Source organism: Hahella sp. CCB-MM4 (assembly GCF_002260525.1).
GTDB lineage: Bacteria > Pseudomonadota > Gammaproteobacteria > Pseudomonadales > Oleiphilaceae > Hahella.
The window spans coordinates 1-18479 of record NZ_MRYI01000012.1 but is presented as its reverse complement, the minus strand read 5'-3'; the positions used below and the strand labels follow the sequence as shown (position 1 = coordinate 18479).

Here is an 18479-nt window from a genome sequence, read left to right as displayed (position 1 = left end):
CTATTCGAATATCTGACCAAGCATGTGCGAAAAACCGCACCCTCTCGGCTGCGGCGTGGCAGCGCTCCTTAGTTTCTGCGCAGGCATGCACAAAAACCGGAGCGCTTGTCTGGAAGTACCGCCGGTTAATTCGCAGTGCGAAGCTGGGCGTCTCTCATCATAGTTATAAACTGATCGAACAACGGGGCAACATCATGGGGCCCCGGACTTGCTTCAGGGTGTCCCTGAAAACTGAATGCCGGCACATCAGTGCGGCTAATGCCCTGCAGAGAACCGTCAAACAATGATTTGTGTGTCGCTCTGATATTTGCAGGCAGTGTCGCCTCATCCACGGCAAAACCATGGTTTTGGCTGGTAATCATGACACAACCTGAGTCCAGATCCTGAACAGGATGGTTTGCGCCATGGTGACCGAACTTCATCTTGACGGTCTTGGCACCACTGGCAAGCGCCAATAACTGATGTCCAAGGCAGATACCAAAAGTTGGCACGCCGGACTTCAGTAACTCCTCGATTGCCTGGATGGCATAGTCACACGGCTCTGGATCACCCGGGCCATTGGACAAAAAGATTCCATCAGGATTGTAGGCTGCAACTTGAGCCGCAGGAGTCTGGGCTGGAACAACGGTAACCTTACAGCCACGCTCAGCCAGCATCCGCAAGATATTGCGCTTGACCCCAAAGTCATAAGCAACGACATGAAACTCAGGCTCGCCCAGCGCTTGATAACCCTCTCCGAGCACCCAGGTAGACTCAGTCCATTCCACCGTATCTTTGCGGGTCACTTCTTTTGCAAGGTCCATCCCCTTCAAACCGGGAAAGGCTTTGGCTGCTTCAATTGCCGCATCAATTGAAAGATCGTCGCCCGCCATAATGCATCCGTTCTGGGCACCTTTTTCCCTTAGAATCCGGGTCAGACGGCGGGTATCAATATCGGCGATACCGACAATGCCGCTTTCCTTCAGGTATTCAGACAAGGACTTTTCAGCTCTCCAGCTGCTCATCTCCATCGCCAGATCACGAATTACCAATCCGGCAGCCCATATCTGATCGGACTCAACATCTTCAGTATTCACACCGGTATTTCCGATGTGAGGATAGGTCAATGTTACGATTTGTTTTGCGTAGGAGGGGTCGGTAAGGATTTCCTGGTATCCCGTCATGGAGGTGTTAAACACAACCTCACCGATGCTTTGCCCGGTGGCTCCAATAGAAATACCATGAAATACGCTTCCGTCTTCAAGTGCCAGTATCGCAGGTGTGTATGATTCCATAGCTCGCCAGAAAACGTGTCAAATCTTGAAAGATGGCGGATTCAAGTTGTAAAAAAGCGAGAGGGAGTAAACTCCATCCCGCTTTCCAGAAACTTTATCCAATAATTGATTATGGGCAACGCGCGCACAAACGGCGGTATTGTATAAGACTGGACGTTTTCTGTCACGCCCAGAATTTAACCTTTTGTCATAATCATGACAATTTACTTCAATCCGAGCACGTCCTGCATGTCATAACAGCCTGGACCACGCCCCTGCAACCATGCTGCCGCCTTCACCGCACCCTTGGCAAAAGTCATGCGACTGCTGGCCTTGTGAGTTATCTCAATCCGCTCCCCCTGGGTCGCAAACAGGACCGTATGATCCCCCACAACATCTCCGGCACGAATGGTCTCAAAACCAATGGTCTTCGAGTCCCGTTCCCCGGTAATCCCCTCACGCCCATAGACGGCACATTCTTTCAAATCCCGCCCTAGCGCATCGGCCACCACTTCACCTAATCGCAGCGCGGTGCCTGAAGGTGCATCTTTCTTGAAACGATGATGAGCCTCAATGATTTCCACATCATAATCATCACCCAGGGTTTTCGCTGTCAGCGACAATATATTAAGCAGCAGATTGATTCCTACACTCATGTTGGGAGCAAATACCAGAGAAACCTTTTTACCTGCTTCTTCAATCGCCCGCTTCTGATCCTCACTTAAACCGGTCGTTCCGATTACCAACGCTTTTTGGTGCTCAGCGCAGAATTCAAGCAACGCCATCGTAGTTTCCGGCCCGGTGAAATCGATGATGACATCAAATTGATCCAACACACCACCCAGATCATCCGTACACAGCACTCCCTGCCGACCAATACCTGCCAGCTCACCCGCATCAGCCCCTACCAGAGAACTACCCGGACGAACACTGGCCGCACCAAGATGAGTAGAATCATTCTCCACCACTGCTTCAACCAGAACTTTGCCCATCCGACCAGAAGCACCCACAATTGCTACGCGTGTCATCAATAACCCTTTCTATCTGCTATGCCGGACACCATCATCCGGAAACCAACCCAACCAATCGAAAACCAACTCAGTCTGGCGCAGTGCAAAAAAGCCGGCAATCGCCGGCTTTAAGTTCACAACCTAGAACTTCATATCATCGAAGAAGCTTTTAACCCCTTCAAACCAACTCTCTTTTTTGGGAGCCTGCCCACCGGACGCCTCCATCGTAGACTGAAATTCGCGCAGCAGATCTTTTTGCTTTTTCGTGAGATTTACCGGCGTTTCGACAACCACCCGGCACAAAAGATCTCCGGCAGAGCCGCCACGAACAGGAGCCACTCCTTTACCGCGCAACCGGAACAAACGGCCGGTTTGAGTTTCCTCAGGAATTTTCAACTTAACACGACCATCCAGGGTTGGCACTTCAAGCTCGCCACCCAAAGCCGCGTCCACAAAGGAAATAGGAACTTCGCAATATAGATTACGACCATCACGAGTAAAGATTTTATGCTCACGTACAGACACCTGAACATATAAATCACCCGCAGGACCACCATGCGATCCCGGCTCACCCTCTCCAGTAAGACGAATACGATCTCCCGTATCCACACCGGCAGGCACCTTAACGGAAAGCGTTTTTTGCTCTTCTACATAACCGGAGCCATGGCAGGACTTACAAGGATTGCGAATAATTTTGCCCGCCCCGCGACAACGCGGACAGGTCTGCTGAATGGAGAAGAATCCCTGCTGCATCCGAACCTGTCCCTGACCATGACAGGTGCCACAGGTCTCCGGCTCAGAGCCCTTCTCAGCGCCGGAGCCACTACAGGTCTTACACTCAACCTGGGACGGCACACGAATCTTTACCGTAGTACCACGAACCGCCTCTTCAAGATCAAGCTCCAACGTATAGCGCAGATCGGCACCGCGATTAGCCCGCGTCCGGCCGCCACCACCGCCTCCGCCAAAGATATCCCCGAAAACATCACCGAAGATATCACTGAAACTGGCTCCGCCACCAAAACCGCCGGCGCCGGCCGCATTAGGATCCACACCAGCATGCCCAAACTGATCATACGCAGCACGCTTCTGGTCATCAGACAAAATATCGTATGCTTCGGTCGCTTCCTTAAACATTTCTTCGGCCGATGCATCGTCCGGATTACGATCCGGGTGATATTTCATAGCCAGACGGCGGTATGCTTTTTTGACTTCCTTGGCGTCGACACCCCGTTCGACACCCAGTACTTCATAGTAATCTCGTTTAGCCATAGTCAGTTAGATGCGCCCACTGCAAAAAAGATTGCGATTATACCCCAAATACGAGAAAGCAGCGCGGCGCAATTCCGCACTGCTTCAACCTCTCGACCAATTCCGCCGCATCAGCCGCGACATCATCGCGTGACGCAGCGGTAACAGGAGGTTTACTTCTTGTCGTCCTTAACCTCTTCAAACTCTGCATCTACAGCATCGTCAGAAGATTGACCGCTGCCAGCCTCATCCTGCTGAGCCTGAGCGCCAGCATCAGCTTGAGCAGCTTCCGCGTACATTTTCTGGGCCAGCGATGAAGATGCTTCGCTCAGCTTCTGCATAGCAGTTTCGATCGCTTCTTTGTCGTCACCCTTGGCAACTTCTTCCAACTCTTTCAGAGCAGCTTCAATGGAGGCCTTCTCTTCGTCTGTAGCCTTATCGCCAGCATCCTTCAGAGTTTTCTGAGTGGCGTGAACCAGAGCGTCAGCCTGGTTACGAACAGATGCCAACTCTTCAAACTTCTTGTCGTCCGCTGCATGCGCTTCCGCATCTGCGACCATTTTTTCGATCTCTTCATCGCTCAGACCGGAAGACGCCTTAATAATGATGGACTGCTCTTTACCAGTCGCCTTGTCTTTTGCAGATACATTCAAGATACCGTTGGCATCGATATCGAAAGTTACTTCGATTTGAGGCACGCCACGCGGCGCAGAAGGAAGACCTGCCAGATCGAAACGACCCAGTGATTTGTTATCCAGCGCACGCTTACGTTCACCCTGAACTACGTGAATGGTAACCGCAGACTGGTTATCTTCAGCCGTTGAGAACACCTGAGACTTCTTGGTTGGGATAGTTGTATTCTTCTCGATAATCGGAGTCGCAACACCACCCATTGTCTCAATGCTCAGCGACAAAGGAGTTACGTCAAGCAGCAGAACATCTTTTACATCGCCAGACAGAACCGCACCTTGAATTGCCGCACCAATGGCAACCGCTTCATCAGGGTTCACATCCTTACGGGGCTCTTTACCAAAGAACTCTGCAACGCGAGACTGAACCAAAGGCATACGAGTCTGACCACCCACCAGGATGATCTCGTCAACTTCTGAAGAACTGACGTCTGCATCTTTCAAAGCACAACGGCATGGCTCAAGGCTACGCTCAACCAGTTCTTCCACCAAGCTTTCGAGCTTGGCGCGAGTTACTTTGACATTCAAATGCTTAGGACCGGATGCATCTGCCGTGATGTATGGCAGGTTCACATCAGTCTGCTGGCTGCTGGACAGCTCAATCTTGGCTTTCTCTGCCGCTTCCTTCAGACGCTGCATTGCCAGAGGATCACCGTGCAGATCGATACCGGAATCTTTCTTGAACTCACCTGCCAGATATTCAATCAAGCGAAGGTCAAAGTCCTCACCACCCAGGAAGGTGTCACCGTTAGTTGCCAGCACTTCAAATTGCATCTCGCCGTCAACATCCGCAATTTCGATGATAGAAATATCGAAAGTACCGCCACCCAGGTCATATACAGCGATCTTGCGGTCACCGCCACGCTTGTCCAGACCATAGGCCAAAGCAGCCGCTGTCGGCTCGTTGATGATCCGCTTAACTTCAAGACCTGCAATACGACCAGCATCTTTCGTCGCCTGACGCTGGGAATCATTAAAGTACGCAGGAACCGTAATAACCGCCTCAGTGACTTTCTCACCCAGAAAGTCTTCAGCAGTCTTCTTCATTTTCTTCAGAATTTCCGCCGAAACCTGTGGAGGTGCAATTTTGTCGCCCTTCACTTCAACCCATGCATCACCATTGTCCGCCTTGGCGATAGTGTAAGGCACCATTTTGATATCTTTCTGAACAACGTCATCTTCAAAACGACGACCGATCAGACGCTTGATAGCAAACAGAGTGTTTGTGGGGTTGGTAACCGCCTGACGCTTGGCTGACTGACCTACCAGTATTTCGCCATCGTCAGTGTAGGCCACGATGGAAGGCGTGGTTCGACCACCCTCTGAATTCTCGATAACACGCGCCTTGTCACCTTCAAGAATGGCAACACAGGAGTTAGTGGTACCCAAGTCGATTCCGATAATTTTACCCATAATGAAAAGCTCCCGACTCAAACTTGAAATTAATTACCAGCTAATATTGGAGTCGTTCCTGATTTTTCAACCCAACACCGCTTAATTTTTACTCTCCAGTGACGCAATCACCGGACCTTGCAACTCAATTCTTACCCTTTGGCTACCATAACCATGGCCGGACGTACCAGACGCCCGCTGAGGGTATAACCCTTTTGCAGCACCGCAATAACGGAATTCGGCTCCGCATCCGGCTGAGGCACCATGGACATGGCCTCATGAAATTCCGGATTAAACGGCTGTCCTTGCGGATCAACAGGCTCAACATCAAACTTTTTCAGTCCGCCCATCAGCATGGACAGCGTCATTTCCACGCCATCTCTGAGCAACACGACCTGCTCAGGCGCATCACCTTCAGCAGAACAGGCCTCAATGGCTTTCTCCAGACTGTCGACAACCGGAAGCAGCTCTTTCACAAAGCGCTCCAAAGCAAACTTGCGGGCTTTCTCCACATCGTTTTCCGCTCTACGGCGGACATTCTGCATTTCCGCACTTACCCGCAGCATCTGGTCTTTGGCCTCTGCCAACTCCGCTTCCAGCGCGGCGATGCGGCTTTCAGCATCTCCTGCAGAGCCTGCGCCAGCAGCACCAGCTTGCGCTTCTGTTTCCTCGATCTGGGATTCTTCTGTTTGATTTTTGGTTTCTTCTGACATTCGTGAAACTCCCACAAACCTGCCGAAATAATTAAGTTGGCCTCTATATGGGGTCGCTTAAGCCGGTTTCAACCGTTTTTTTAACATCCCGCCACATTATTGATGCTCCAAATCAATTTGCCGGACGAATGAACATCAACCCAAAGCGCATATTGCAAACTTCAGTCTTGCTGAGACTCATATTTTACTGTATACATAGACAGCACTTTTACAGAACTCTACTTATACAAGTAACCTCTGCTTAACAAGAGACCTCCGATTACCAAGAGACTTCCTATGCTGACCCATCTCTCTATTCGTAATCTTGCTATCGCCGCCCACCTTGAACTCGAATTCGGACCTGGAATGACCGCCATGAGCGGTGAAACAGGTGCAGGAAAATCGATTGTGCTCGACGCTCTTGGCTTGACACTGGGTGATCGCAGCTCTTCAGATGTTGTCAGACATGGTAGCGACCGCGCAGACGTAACGGCTGTATTTGACCTGGCCAACCTGCCTGACGCCCAAAAATGGTTAAAAGAAAGGGAGCTGGACCAGGAAAACGAATGCATTATCCGTCGTACTGTCACTGCCGAGGGCCGCTCAAGGGGATACATCAACGGCCAGGCCGTTCCGATGCAGGATCTGAAAGATCTCGGCGAACGACTAATGGAAATTCATAGTCAACACGAACACCACTCCCTTCTCAAAAGAGAAACCCAACAGCGGCTCGTTGATGAGTTCGGTAATCTCAGCGGACTGGTAAAGGAGGTTTCAGGCAAGTACAAAGAATGGAAGCAAAAATCCGACAAGCTCAATGCACTGCTGAACCTGAACGAAGAAAATGAAGCCCGCATTCAACTCCTCACCTATCAGGTTGAAGAACTGGATTCACTGGCGCTTCAGGAAGGCGAACTGGATCAGCTCGAACAAGAACAGAACCAACTGGCCAACGCTGAAAGCATACTAGCCAGTGTTCATCAGGTCAGCGACGGCGTTTTGGAGCAGGAAGGTGGCTGCCTGGATCAATTACGGCACGCCGTGCACATCCTGCAGGATCTCGGCCTCAACAACACCCGACTGAACAGCGCGCAAACCATGGTGAACGATGCGCTGATCCAACTGGAAGAAGCCCACACGGAGCTTCGCCACTTACAGGACGATATTGAACTGGATCCAGAGAGACTGCAGGAGGTAGAGGTCCGCCTTTCCAGCATTTACGATCTGGCCAGAAAACATCGCATTACGACTGAGCAGCTTCCGGAACGACACCAGGAGCTTGCCTCAGAATTGACCGAACTCACCTCCGATGACAACAATGCCGAAGCTCTATCAGCACAGGTTCAAAAGCTGCACGAAAGCTACCTCGAAACTGCCGAGAAGCTAAGCAAACAGCGAGGTAAAACTGCCAAACGCCTTCAGGACTCTGTCGTCAAACAGCTTGCCAATCTGGGCATGACACCCGAGTTTGTCATTGAACTCACGCCTCTCCAGGAGCCAGGCCCCCAAGGCGCTGAAGAAGCGGAGATGCTGATCAGCATGAACGCCGGCCAGCCGCCTAAGCCTTTGCGCAAAATAGCCTCAGGAGGTGAGCTGTCGAGAATCAGCCTTGCTATTCAGGTAGTCACTGCGGCTTCGTCCCAGACTCCTACCATGGTCTTTGATGAAGTGGATGTCGGCATTGGTGGCGCGACGGCAGAAATCGTCGGACGTATGCTACGCGAACTGGGCCAAAACGCACAGATTCTCTGCGTCACACACTTAGCCCAAGTCGCCTCTCAGGCCAACCACCACTTATTTGTCACCAAGAGTGTCCGGGAAGGTGCAACCCAGTCATCCATCCACAAACTCAGTGGCGAAGACAGAGTACACGAAATTGCCCGCATGCTGGGCGGCGTCAATATTACTGAGCACAGTCTGGCTCACGCCCACGAGATGCTGAATACCAGCCAGCTACAATAGAGCGGATCAGGCCACCATTCTGAGAATGGTCAGCACAATATAATTGAATAAATACGAAGGGAAATTAAGAGAGAAATAAAGGAAAGGAGGACAAGAAGTCCTGATAATCAGGACTTCTTAGGCTTTACGTAGAGAATCAGACTATGGTCGACAATTTCGTAACCACGCTCTGCGGCAATCTCTTTCTGCCTTTTTTCGATCACAGGATCACAAAACTCAATAACTTCACCGGTCTCCGTACAAACCATATGATCGTGATGATCATCATTGTTCAGTTCAAATACGGCATGGCCACCTTCAAAGTTGTGCCTTAGCACCAAGCCGGCAGATTCAAATTGCGTCAGCACCCGATACACGGTCGCCAAGCCAACATCATCTCCGGATTCCAGAAGTGACTTGTATACATCCTCGGCGCTCATGTGACGGTTTTCCGCCGATTCAAGAATGCTCAGGATTTTTACGCGGGGCAAAGTGACTTTCAGCCCGGCTTTTTTCAATTCTAAATTTTCGTTAGTCATAGACGTGTATCAGTTCGCAATGCAATCAGTTATCATTCGCTGCCGAGCCAAGATAGAGGAAAAAACCTCAAGATGCAAAACCTAAAATTATTATTGCTTGCCTTTGCCTTAGTGCTGTCCACTGGCTGTTCATTTCCTGGGGTGTATAAGATCGATGTTCAGCAAGGCAACATCATTGAACAGGAAACGATTGATCAGCTGACCGTCGGCCTGAATCGCAAGCAGGTGCATTTTATCATGGGCGCTCCAGTCCTTGAGAGCACGTTCGACCCGTCTTACGAAACTTATATTTACACCATCCAGCTGGAAGGTGGAGAGATTCATCACCAGAACATCACCCTCCACTACCAGAATGATATTCTGCAAGGCATCGATAAACGCGAAATTCTCGCAGCCGACCTGGCTAACCCGGCGAAGGCTTACACCCATCGTCGCAAGGATCAGTCAATTTAAGGCTCAGCAATAACCGCTTACTTCTCCGGTTATGCTTTTTTCTTGGCCCGATTCAGTCTCGCCTGCTTAGGATCAATCTTAAGCGGGCGATAGATTTCAACCCGATCCCCTTCTCTTATTTCCTGGACCTCAGGATTTGTCACCGCCTTACCAAATATCCCAAGCTTGCTGTTCTCCAGGTCAATTTCCGGAAACACATTAGTAATTCCAGACAACTTCACCGCTTCTGACACAGTCGTCCCAGGCACCACATCCAGTTGCAGGATTTTCTGTTTTTCCGGAAGGGCATAAGCCACTTCGACTTTAATTTTCAACTCACTCATGACGTCAGAATCTCCTCAGAACGCTCTAACTTCACCTGCATATCGCCTTATTACCCGTATATATCCTTGTTCACCCGTATATATCCTTGGCTCGACGGCAAAAGGCATCCACCATGGTACCTGTGGCCTGGGAAAAAATTGGCCCCAAGGCAATTCCCGCGATCGCCTTTGACAGCTCGAAGTTGAGTTCCAGAATCACTTTGCAGGCATTGTCATCCAACTCAGCAAAACGCCATATACCTTCCAGACTCTTAAATGGCCCCTCAACCAGGGAGAGATGGATCTTTTCAGGGCGGACCAGACTATTCCTGGTCGTAAAAGCCTGCACCACTCCGCCTTTACGCACTTCTATTCTCGCCACCATCTCACTACCGTGACTCTCCAGCACCCAGGTCCGGCCACACCATGGCAAAAACTCAGGATATGCCTGTACATCATTCACCAGGTCATACATACGCTCTGCCGAGTAAGCGACCAATGCGCTTCGACTAATCTGGGGCAACCTCTGTCTCCTGCTTTTCTTTAGTTTCCGGCTTTACTTTAGCTTCCGGCTTAACGGGCGCGGATTCGGCTTTCGTTTCGCCGGTCATTTCTATTGTTTCTTTGCCCGGCAACATATCAGCAACATTGCCTGCCGGGCTTTCATCGATACTTTCAAGTCTTTTGCGGCCCCCACCTCCCGGGCGGGCTTCCCCAGCTGCTATTGCTCCTGCACCCACACCACCGGTCTCCGCGGGCTGCTCTTCAGTCTCGCTTTTCAACTCTACCTGAACTTCCAGCTCTCCTGGGTCTGCCGGGTCTACTGCTAACTCACCCTCTTCGTCCTCGAGAGGGCTAGCCTCTTTATTTTCCACATCCGCCGTATTGGTTTCGACCTTTTCCTCAGACATCCCGGATTCGACGGCTTCTGACTCAACCACAGCCGGCTCATCTCCGGGACATAACAACAAACCGGGCTCTTTATTAAACTGACAACTGTATGCCCACAAATCAGACAACATTGAGACCTGAATAATCACCACTACCGGTACACATATATACCGGAGGAGAAAATGGCCAATTCGAAACATCATCTTTGGCCGGGGCTTCTCACCGGTTTTCACCATCATGTCCAATGACTCTGCCAACTTCCCCGCCGGAAGAACGTAAACACAAAGCACCAACAACAGCCCACCGGCTAGCGGGATAATCAATGTGGACACCATGAACTGCACCAGACTGAACAGAGGCATTCCCGCCCAACCAAGCTTTTGGGGATCTGTCAGCGATATCACCAGCCCAGCACCGACCAGCCACACCACAATATGCACCAGTGTCGTGGCTATTGTCCGCTTCCATTTCAAGCGCTCCTGCAGCCATGCAATCAGGGGCTCAATCAGGAAGATGGCAGAACTCCAGGCAGCAAGCGTCAGCAGAACAAACAGCATGGCACCGAAAAACTGCCCGAATGACATATTCCCCAAAGCCAGAGGTATCGACTGGAATAGCAATGAAAACCCCTGATCCAGAGGCAGTTCAAGCATCAGCAGCCAGGGAACCACAATGAGCCCGGCCAACACACCAACAGCCGTATCAACCAGCCCGATGGTCAACACTACGCGGGTGATATGACCATGGGAGGGCATATAAGCCCCAAGCAATATGAAAACACCAGTCCCCAGAGCCAGGGAGAAAAAGGCCTGCTTGAAAGCAGCCAATACTCCTTGCCAGCTGATACTTGTCATTTCGTGAGCAAACAGGACTTGAGCTGCGGACTCCATCGTCGGCAGCCTGGCACTAAACAGCGCCAGAAATAGAAGGATCACCGCCATTAAAGGGATAAAATACTGCACCGCAACGGCCAGCCCCCGATACATTCCACGGATAGAGATCATCCAGACGACCAGAACGAATACTGTCAGCCATTGCAGCATCTGATCAGCATCCTGCTGCAGATTGGTAAAGGTACTGACCACCTTGCCCACATCTGCGCCCTGAAAATCACCTATCGCCGATTTGAACGCATAGGCCAACCCCATACCAGCGACGACCGAGTAGATCACTACCGTCAACGTTGCTGCCAACACCAACAGAAGCCCGGACAGTCTCCAGATGGAATAGCCATCCGCCTTATCGCCCAGTTGCTGCAGAGCCAGCACCGGCGTTTTGCGAATATGCTTGCCGATTCCCACCTGCAGAGCCATAAATGGAACAGCAAACAGCCCCAGCGCCACCAGGTAAGACAGCAGAAAGGTCATCCCGCCGTATTGGGTCATAAGCGATGGAAACGTCCAGAAATTCGAAAATCCGACCACTACCCCAATGCCGGACATCAGAAAAGTTTTCTGGCGATTCCACCTGCGCGCATCATTGACGATGCGGATATCGTGCTGGGCCAATAGATCACAACGCTCTTCAGATTAACTACACAGCCTGCCTTTTTAGGTTTTTATTTGCGGCCGATCCAAACGCTGAATTGTAACGGATAAACTGCCCGGAAGTCAGTGCATTGGCAATTGTTAGCCAATCCCGCCGAGTTTCATTACAATACGCCGTTTTAAATTGTCAGCCGGAATTATGAGCAAAGCCAAAAAACAATCTCCGGGCACTATTGCCCTGAACAAGAAGGCCCGCTTCGACTATCACATTGAAGAGAAGTTTGAAGCAGGCATGGTCCTGACCGGATGGGAGGTCAAAAGCCTTCGCGCCGGCAAGTGCCAGCTCGTGGATTCCTATATTTTGCTAAAGGATGGCGAGGCTTGGCTGTTGGGAGCCCATATCACTCCCCTGAAAGAAGCATCCACCCACGTGGTTGCCGACCCTACCCGAACCCGTAAGCTGCTGCTCAACAAAAGAGAGTTGGACAAGCTGATCGGCAAAGTTAACCAGACCGGTCACACCTGCGTTCCCCTGGCACTCTACTGGAAAGGGAACAAGGTGAAATGCGAGATCGCCCTGGTGGTCGGTAAGAAAGAACACGACAAGCGCGAGACGGAAAAAGAGCGCGACTGGAACCGTCAGAAACAGCGCGTCATCCGTGACCACGTTAAGCAATAACCCTCTGTTAACTAACGGATATCTGTTAATTAACAATCTAAAGTGGCGAACCACACTTGAATTCAGGTATGATCGCCACCATATCTGCAACATCTACTGATAAGTTGTAGAAACACTTTCTGGGGACGACTTGGTTTCGACGCCGGTTACAAACCCTGAGGTGCATGTCGAGTGGACAGTAACACTCGTACTCCAATTACTGTAAAAAATAGTCGCAAACGACGAAAACTACGCTCTAGCAGCTTAATGCTGCTAGCACTCATGCCAAGATGCTTGTATCGCGGTTTTTATGAGTGTCATCCAGAACAAGCTAGCTAGCGCCGCTGCTCCAGCGGCACTCGCGAAAACTCAGGAGATCGCCTGTTACACCCTGCCCTCCGGGTCGTATCAGGTTAATTAAATAGAGGGTCCTAAGCATGTAGAGCCAATGGCAGCGGACTGGCGGACGCGGGTTCAATTCCCGCCGTCTCCACCAATACAAAACCCCAGCGTGAAAGCGCTGGGGTTTTTTATTGGTCGAACGACAGAGGGTATTGTTCTTATATGCCGGTTCACAAAAATGTATGGAACATTTTTGGACGTCCGAATGGACGGGCCGAAGGCCGAGGCTCAGGACGAGCCGAGCAATTCCCGCCAGCAGGCAATATCAAGTCTGAGTTAGCACCAAGTACATTCCCGCCAAGCAGACAATGACTAAATCTCTCGATCACTATAACCAGCCCTATTCTTTATCCCCTCCCTCAATACAACATTGGAAGCTGCAACCATGAGTATCTGAACTCTCTATTCGTACTTAGCCTCCACTAAACAAAAGTTTAGTTTGGTAGACCTTAAAGCCGATATACAAGTGGTGACCATTTGTTACCATAATAGCCCGAATACGATCAGTGCAGTCGGAGAGGCTGCCGATCATCTTACCTTTCCCCATCAATGCCATGACCACAAGGAGTCCGTTAGTGGCTATTTATCTCAATTTCAATCATCTCACCGTTAAAGGCAATGTGACCGCAGAAGGTTACAAGGACTGGATTCGCCTTGATAGCTTCAGCTTTGGTGTCAGCCGCCATATCACAATGGAAGCAGGCCATATGTCCAACCGGGAAGCCACCCGCCCAAGCCTGACCGCCGTGTCGATCAGTAAACTGATGGATACTGCATCTTCCGGTTTGTTCAAAGAGTCTCTGACGGGTGACGCTGGCGTAAAGGTCGTTATCGATGTGGTCCGCACCCACGCCGATAAGATCGAGAAGTATGTCAGCTATGAACTGGAAGACGTCATTATCAGTGATTACAAAGTGAGCGCTGGTGCAGAGTCTGCCCCTTCCGAAATGCTTTCTCTGAGTTACTCTAAAGTCACCATGAGCTACACCGCCGCCGATAGAGCCAACAAGGGCGCTTCTCCTGAGCGTGTCGGCTACGACCTGGAAGCAGGCAAGAAACTTTAATATCTCGAAGGACCATCAGCGGTTAGGTTAATAGAAAGGAGATCGTCAGCACGATGAATGCACCTGCCAATATCAAAGCCCCCGTCAGTCAGACCAGCCTTAATAACCACGGCTTCAAACGTATGGTCGGCTTAGCCTCTTCAGGCTTTGTTCTATATTCCGACGGCCCCGAAAGCGGTATCGGCCACCGGATATACATTCCTGCCGTCCTGGCGGAGTGGTTCGCCAGTCTTGTGAACCTACAAGGCCCTCAAACGGCTCAACGGGTGATGCGGGGATTGTCCCAGCTTCCTTCCTCGGCATTAGGGTTTCAAGCGTACAGCAATGCTCAGAACGCTTTTGAGCATTTCGTGTTGGTAGAGAACTTGCGGATTACCTATATCGTCCTACAAGACAACAACCTGAAAGGTTTAAATCCGGGAGTGTACATCACAGATATGGACGTGGCGGAACACGCCAGCGGACACAAACCGGGATTCTATCAAATAAAACCAGAGGGTAGAGGTTGGAGACTAGATGAAGATCCTGTAAACACAATAACCACTCTTAATGCTGCTATTAATGGGCTAGCCGAAGACATTAGACATGCCGCCCAAAAGACCATGCCTGGCATGATTGCGGCCGCTTACAAAGATGACTCCGCACACCTTCAAAGCGAAGGCTACACCCTGACCTACAACCCTCCACCGTTATATCAACGTGGTTCGGAGTGGCGCACCCCGGAACAGAAAGCGGTCTCTGGTGATCATACCGCAGCCATACTGGCAAAAGGACTGTACAACGCCCAGCTTCAACAAAAGGAGGTTCACTGGACCATCCACGGCGATGGGGCAACCTTGTTACTGAACGCCTTGAAGAAGTTGCCGCCTCGGTTTAGTCTGGATAAACACACGCTGTTTTTCGCAGCACCTTCCCCAGTGATGAATGAATTGTTTACCGAAGTGGAAAACCGCCAAATGTCGTTAGCCAAAGACGTCATGAAGTTCCATAAGGATGACTGGCGCAGTGTCACGGTCAGAGCCTGGCAGCAATACCAAATGGGACAGCGATTAGCGGCAAAAGGCGGGGACCATGCGTTGACTGCCGAGATGCTGAAAGGTCAAGCTTGGACAGATGCCAAAGCGTTGAACAGTCTGATAAAGCCGGTGTATCAAGCTGGTAGCGGTCTTGGTGCTATCGGACTGGCGATTGCTGCCGGAATGGAGCCAGGTGTGGCCATTGCGGTTGGCCTTGGTGGTGCAGAAGGATTGCGGAGAGCTTGCACTTCTCTGGTCTTCAATGCAGAAACCTATCGGAACCTGTTAGCAATGAACACAACCAGCATGTCCTTGAACCCACACTTTAGCCCGACCATGAGCCCCACAGAATTTAACGCTCGTGCCAGGATGCAACACGGCGGCGTCGTTAAGTCTTTCGTTGCACTGGTTCGAGAGCTGGGGAGTGTCTGGAGGAGGCAATTTTAATGCAGCTTTTACGCCGTCTTAAAGCATCCAAGATGAACCCGATAGGCCCGGATGTTGCTAAAGCTCCCGTGATGGCGTTTGATCTGTCGGGAACGGAGCTAGCGTTTCGATGCCCGCCTCATGAATTGGTAGGAGATGATTCTACGACATTACCCCCGGCTCTGAATATTTATCAAGATGATATCTATGAGCCTTGGGCGAGAGTTGAAAACATTGGCATGTCCGCTCACCTGTTGTACACGGGCTGGAAGTTTTGGGACAGGCCTTTCGCAGAAAAAGCGATTGGCTACGTGATACTAGATATCCACCTGACCAGACGCCATCCCCATTATCGTAAAATCGACTCTCTACTCAGACCTTCAGATATGGCAAATTGGCTACTGGAGTATTCTGATATTTGCTGGGGTGGAGCCAACAAGACCAAATGGGAAAACAGGGAGTATAAAGATACACCCGTCATACCAGAGCTACATTTCTGGCGATATCCGCGCTCTCTTGATGATATTAGACAAATAGATATCAATGGCACTAGATGGTTCAGCTACGTTGCAGACAGACCAGATGGACCAAAAGAGCGAATATGGAATAGTCCCATCTCGGACGACCACGAGGTTAATTTCCATTTCAACCCCAGCGCCCTGAACCGTGAATACTACGAGCCTGACCACGATCTAGACGGTGCGGTTGAAAAGTTTGTCCAAGAGTTCATGTCTCACGTTCACGTCAAGTTAGCCCCCGACGCTCAACAGCGTTATGACGAAGTGATGGCCGAAGTTAATCAGGCCGGGTGACCCACCACAGCATGAACAAAAAGAGGGACGGAAGGTGCAATCCAATGTCCCTCTGCCCTTCAAGTTCAGGCGGTTGCCTGTCTATATCTAGCACCTTTGATTCGACAGCTCACCAGCAAACAATGATGAAACTACTTATCCCGCTTCCGAGCCTCATACAATTTCATAAACTCTTCACTAACATGCTTGTCTCCCTGAGGCCAGTCAGCCTTTATCAGAGATAGCACCTCACTTATATCCACCCACCCCACGACTTCACCGGGAAGCTCAAGTTCCCATTCTTCACCATTCCAGACGGCAAAATCATAGGTTCCGAAGCCACTAGAATAACGAACTGCAACGAAATACAGCCCTTCATAGGGCAATTCCAAACTTTCTTGCCATTTAACGGGCAAATTTATTTCGCTCATTGGTTTAGTCGTCTTTTCCGTCATCCTGACAAATATTATCTATAGCCTTCTGCGTCCCTGAAGCAAGGTAATCAGGTTCGCCGACACTTTCAGAAACTTTCTTGAGTTCGCGGCTTCTGCGCTTGGCAAACTCTTCAATTTCTTCCTGCGTCCAGCCTTTTTTCTGCTTGGCTTCCGCCAACCGTTTAATGTTGCCACTCATCACAATATATCCCTAGTCAGGTAGTCACCCTTGGATACATACCTATAACCATATTTTTCGTAGAAGGCTTTTACCGTATCGTTAACACCCTGCGGTTATTCCAGTCGGGCTATGGGGGCTATCGCGTCGACATGGTGGATTACAAAGAAGGGGCTTGGACTCTTAATCTATTCCTCCTCGGGGTCTACCCCGTTTCCTCGACGAGATACTAGGCGAAGCTTTCGCTCCTCAGGACGATATTCTTCTATTTCTTCTGGGAAAGCTTCAGCATCCGTGGAGTTTAATGATTTCTCACTACCGAAAATAACCCCACTCTCATCGAAGTCAACAGGACCATTTTTAAACAAATCGTCAACGACAGCCTGAGTCTCTTTGCGCACCCACTCCTCGAACTCTTTTGTACCTGGCTTTGGACGTTTTTCACTCATGACAGCTTCCTGTAGCAATAATCGCCTTTCTCATCGTGGGAAAATCCAGACAGTCGATTAAGCCAGGTAGGCCTTCCAAGCGATAATCCGCAAAGAAATATATCACGATACCATATAGCCAATTCAAAGTGCTTTGGATGCCTCCAAGCATTATGGGGGCTATCGCGTCGACATGGTAGATTACAAAGAAGGGACTTGTGGGACTTGATCTACCCTCGCTCCTCAGGCCGATTTAGACCATATCTACAAATATTTTCGGCCTCCAAAGTAAGATAGAGCGCGACCCTTGTACCAAGTCCCACGCCCAGATCCCTGCATTTTTTTAAATTACATCGAAGCGCATATCGAGCAGATTTTTCAACATTCGAGGTGGCACCGTCTTCCATTCCACGCTACTAACATCTGAACGGTTTTTTGTGAAAGATATAGAAATACCATTATCGGTGTTCGTATAAATGCTAAAGCTGTTATCACGTTCTATTGCAATACAGGGTAAATAATCACAAGGTGTCTTCGGTACATTTACAACAGAACCATTAGCGTAGGCTTCTCTAAATATTGCGGCATAATCACTTCGCAATTTTGACTGATAAGACACTCTTACAGATTTAAGAAAAGGCTTTTCTTTAGCCGCTAGCCAACATACAGCGGCGATGGCTCTATGAACTCCATTTTCGATCTCGACCGCACCTCCCCGTATTACAACTCTTAAGTTGCGTGTGCTCCCTGGTTGCCCAAATTCTTGATCCCTTATCTCACACTCAAAGTATCTGAAAATATCATCCGTCCATGGCTCCCCGTTTTTTGACTTTCCCTCGATCTCCATAAGGTTTTCACGCCAAGTTGCGCCATCAAACGCCACGGTCCTATTCAACGCGACAATTGACTCGATAGGTATATCCATATACTCAGGGGCTTTTATAGTCTCGCAAAAATAAAACGTATCTAGATGGTCATCGTATATCGGCTCATCTAAAAGATGTGCCTTCGAATCAGCTACAGTTGATTTTAACTTGTCGATAGCAAGGCTCACTGGGTTCTACCCCGTTTCCACGGACGGTTTTAAAACGGCTGATAACTTCCGATCCTGAAGGGCAACTCTACGCCGCATCCTAGGATTATGGAACCGCTCGATGTAATCAAAAATATCTGCTCGCGCTT

Annotated in this window: 19 protein-coding genes, 1 other RNA gene and 1 pseudogene; 7 read left to right on the top strand and 14 right to left on the bottom strand. The window is 50.0% G+C overall.

Annotated features, from left to right (window positions below):
- Positions 1-125 precede the first annotated feature (125 nt).
- The 5 genes from carA to grpE form a co-directional block, all read right to left on the bottom strand.
- Positions 126-1274 (bottom strand): glutamine-hydrolyzing carbamoyl-phosphate synthase small subunit, encoded by a 1149-nt coding sequence (gene carA, locus BTA51_RS18755; protein ID WP_094710052.1) that lies wholly within the window; start codon positions 1272-1274, stop codon positions 126-128.
- Positions 1275-1477: 203 nt separating this feature from the next.
- Positions 1478-2281, bottom strand: a complete 804-nt coding sequence (dapB, locus tag BTA51_RS18750) for a 4-hydroxy-tetrahydrodipicolinate reductase (RefSeq protein WP_094710051.1) — start codon at positions 2279-2281, stop codon at positions 1478-1480.
- Between the two features lie 123 nt (positions 2282-2404).
- A complete protein-coding gene (dnaJ, locus tag BTA51_RS18745) occupies positions 2405-3535 on the bottom strand; it encodes a molecular chaperone DnaJ (protein WP_094710050.1) in 1131 nt (376 codons plus the stop codon).
- Positions 3536-3687: 152 nt separating this feature from the next.
- Positions 3688-5616, bottom strand: coding sequence for a molecular chaperone DnaK (gene dnaK / locus BTA51_RS18740; protein ID WP_094710049.1), 1929 nt, complete (start codon positions 5614-5616; stop codon positions 3688-3690).
- 131 nt (positions 5617-5747) lie between these two features.
- Complete coding sequence (grpE, locus tag BTA51_RS18735; RefSeq protein WP_094710048.1) at positions 5748-6308, bottom strand: nucleotide exchange factor GrpE; 561 nt, start codon at positions 6306-6308, stop codon at positions 5748-5750.
- Positions 6309-6584: 276 nt separating this feature from the next.
- Here grpE and recN point away from each other — a divergent pair, with 276 nt between their 5' ends.
- Positions 6585-8249 carry a DNA repair protein RecN gene (recN, locus tag BTA51_RS18730; RefSeq protein ID WP_094710046.1) on the top strand — a complete coding sequence of 555 codons (1665 nt, stop codon included), beginning with the start codon at positions 6585-6587 and terminating at the stop codon, positions 8247-8249.
- Positions 8250-8356: 107 nt separating this feature from the next.
- On the opposite strand, the gene fur is transcribed toward recN, so the two are convergent.
- Positions 8357-8767, bottom strand: a complete 411-nt coding sequence (gene fur, locus BTA51_RS18725) for a ferric iron uptake transcriptional regulator (RefSeq protein ID WP_094710044.1) — start codon at positions 8765-8767, stop codon at positions 8357-8359.
- A 72-nt stretch (positions 8768-8839) separates the two neighbouring features.
- Here fur and BTA51_RS18720 point away from each other — a divergent pair, with 72 nt between their 5' ends.
- A complete protein-coding gene (locus tag BTA51_RS18720) occupies positions 8840-9220 on the top strand; it encodes an outer membrane protein assembly factor BamE (RefSeq protein WP_094710042.1) in 381 nt (126 codons plus the stop codon).
- Positions 9221-9249: 29 nt separating this feature from the next.
- Here BTA51_RS18720 and BTA51_RS18715 read toward each other — a convergent pair whose 3' ends face one another.
- The 3 genes from BTA51_RS18715 to BTA51_RS18705 all read right to left on the bottom strand — a co-directional run bounded on the left by BTA51_RS18715 (position 9250) and on the right by BTA51_RS18705 (position 11921).
- Positions 9250-9543, bottom strand: a complete 294-nt coding sequence (locus BTA51_RS18715) for an RnfH family protein (RefSeq protein WP_210404873.1) — start codon at positions 9541-9543, stop codon at positions 9250-9252.
- Positions 9544-9613: 70 nt separating this feature from the next.
- Positions 9614-10045 carry a type II toxin-antitoxin system RatA family toxin gene (locus BTA51_RS18710; RefSeq protein WP_094710040.1) on the bottom strand — a complete coding sequence of 144 codons (432 nt, stop codon included), beginning with the start codon at positions 10043-10045 and terminating at the stop codon, positions 9614-9616.
- Entirely contained in the window at positions 10032-11921 is a 1890-nt protein-coding gene (locus BTA51_RS18705) for a sodium-dependent transporter (protein WP_246841093.1), read from the bottom strand. The genes BTA51_RS18710 and BTA51_RS18705 overlap by 14 nt, the downstream gene beginning before the upstream one ends.
- Positions 11922-12099: 178 nt before the next feature.
- Between BTA51_RS18705 and smpB the strand changes: the two genes are divergently transcribed.
- The 5 genes from smpB (at position 12100) to BTA51_RS18680 (ending at position 16278) form a co-directional block, all read left to right on the top strand.
- Complete coding sequence (gene smpB, locus BTA51_RS18700) at positions 12100-12579, top strand: SsrA-binding protein SmpB (protein ID WP_094710038.1); 480 nt, start codon at positions 12100-12102, stop codon at positions 12577-12579.
- Between the two features lie 121 nt (positions 12580-12700).
- Positions 12701-13054, top strand: a transfer-messenger RNA (tmRNA) gene (gene ssrA / locus BTA51_RS18695).
- A 481-nt stretch (positions 13055-13535) separates the two neighbouring features.
- Positions 13536-14024: a type VI secretion system tube protein Hcp gene (locus BTA51_RS18690; RefSeq protein WP_094710036.1), complete on the top strand. Its 489-nt coding sequence runs from the start codon at positions 13536-13538 to the stop codon at positions 14022-14024.
- A 53-nt stretch (positions 14025-14077) separates the two neighbouring features.
- Entirely contained in the window at positions 14078-15487 is a 1410-nt protein-coding gene (locus tag BTA51_RS18685) for a hypothetical protein (protein WP_094710034.1), read from the top strand.
- Entirely contained in the window at positions 15487-16278 is a 792-nt protein-coding gene (locus tag BTA51_RS18680) for a hypothetical protein (protein ID WP_094710032.1), read from the top strand. The genes BTA51_RS18685 and BTA51_RS18680 overlap by 1 nt, the downstream gene beginning before the upstream one ends.
- A gap of 131 nt (positions 16279-16409) precedes the next feature.
- Here BTA51_RS18680 and BTA51_RS18675 read toward each other — a convergent pair whose 3' ends face one another.
- The 5 genes and pseudogenes from BTA51_RS18675 to BTA51_RS18655 all read right to left on the bottom strand — a co-directional run.
- Complete coding sequence (locus BTA51_RS18675; protein WP_094710030.1) at positions 16410-16688, bottom strand: hypothetical protein; 279 nt, start codon at positions 16686-16688, stop codon at positions 16410-16412.
- A gap of 4 nt (positions 16689-16692) precedes the next feature.
- Complete coding sequence (locus BTA51_RS18670) at positions 16693-16890, bottom strand: hypothetical protein (RefSeq protein ID WP_094710028.1); 198 nt, start codon at positions 16888-16890, stop codon at positions 16693-16695.
- A gap of 167 nt (positions 16891-17057) precedes the next feature.
- A complete protein-coding gene (locus BTA51_RS18665; protein WP_094710026.1) occupies positions 17058-17318 on the bottom strand; it encodes a hypothetical protein in 261 nt (86 codons plus the stop codon).
- A gap of 322 nt (positions 17319-17640) precedes the next feature.
- Entirely contained in the window at positions 17641-18351 is a 711-nt protein-coding gene (locus BTA51_RS18660) for a hypothetical protein (protein ID WP_094710024.1), read from the bottom strand.
- A 6-nt stretch (positions 18352-18357) separates the two neighbouring features.
- Positions 18358-18479, bottom strand: a pseudogene (locus BTA51_RS18655) (IS3 family transposase); the annotation flags it as partial.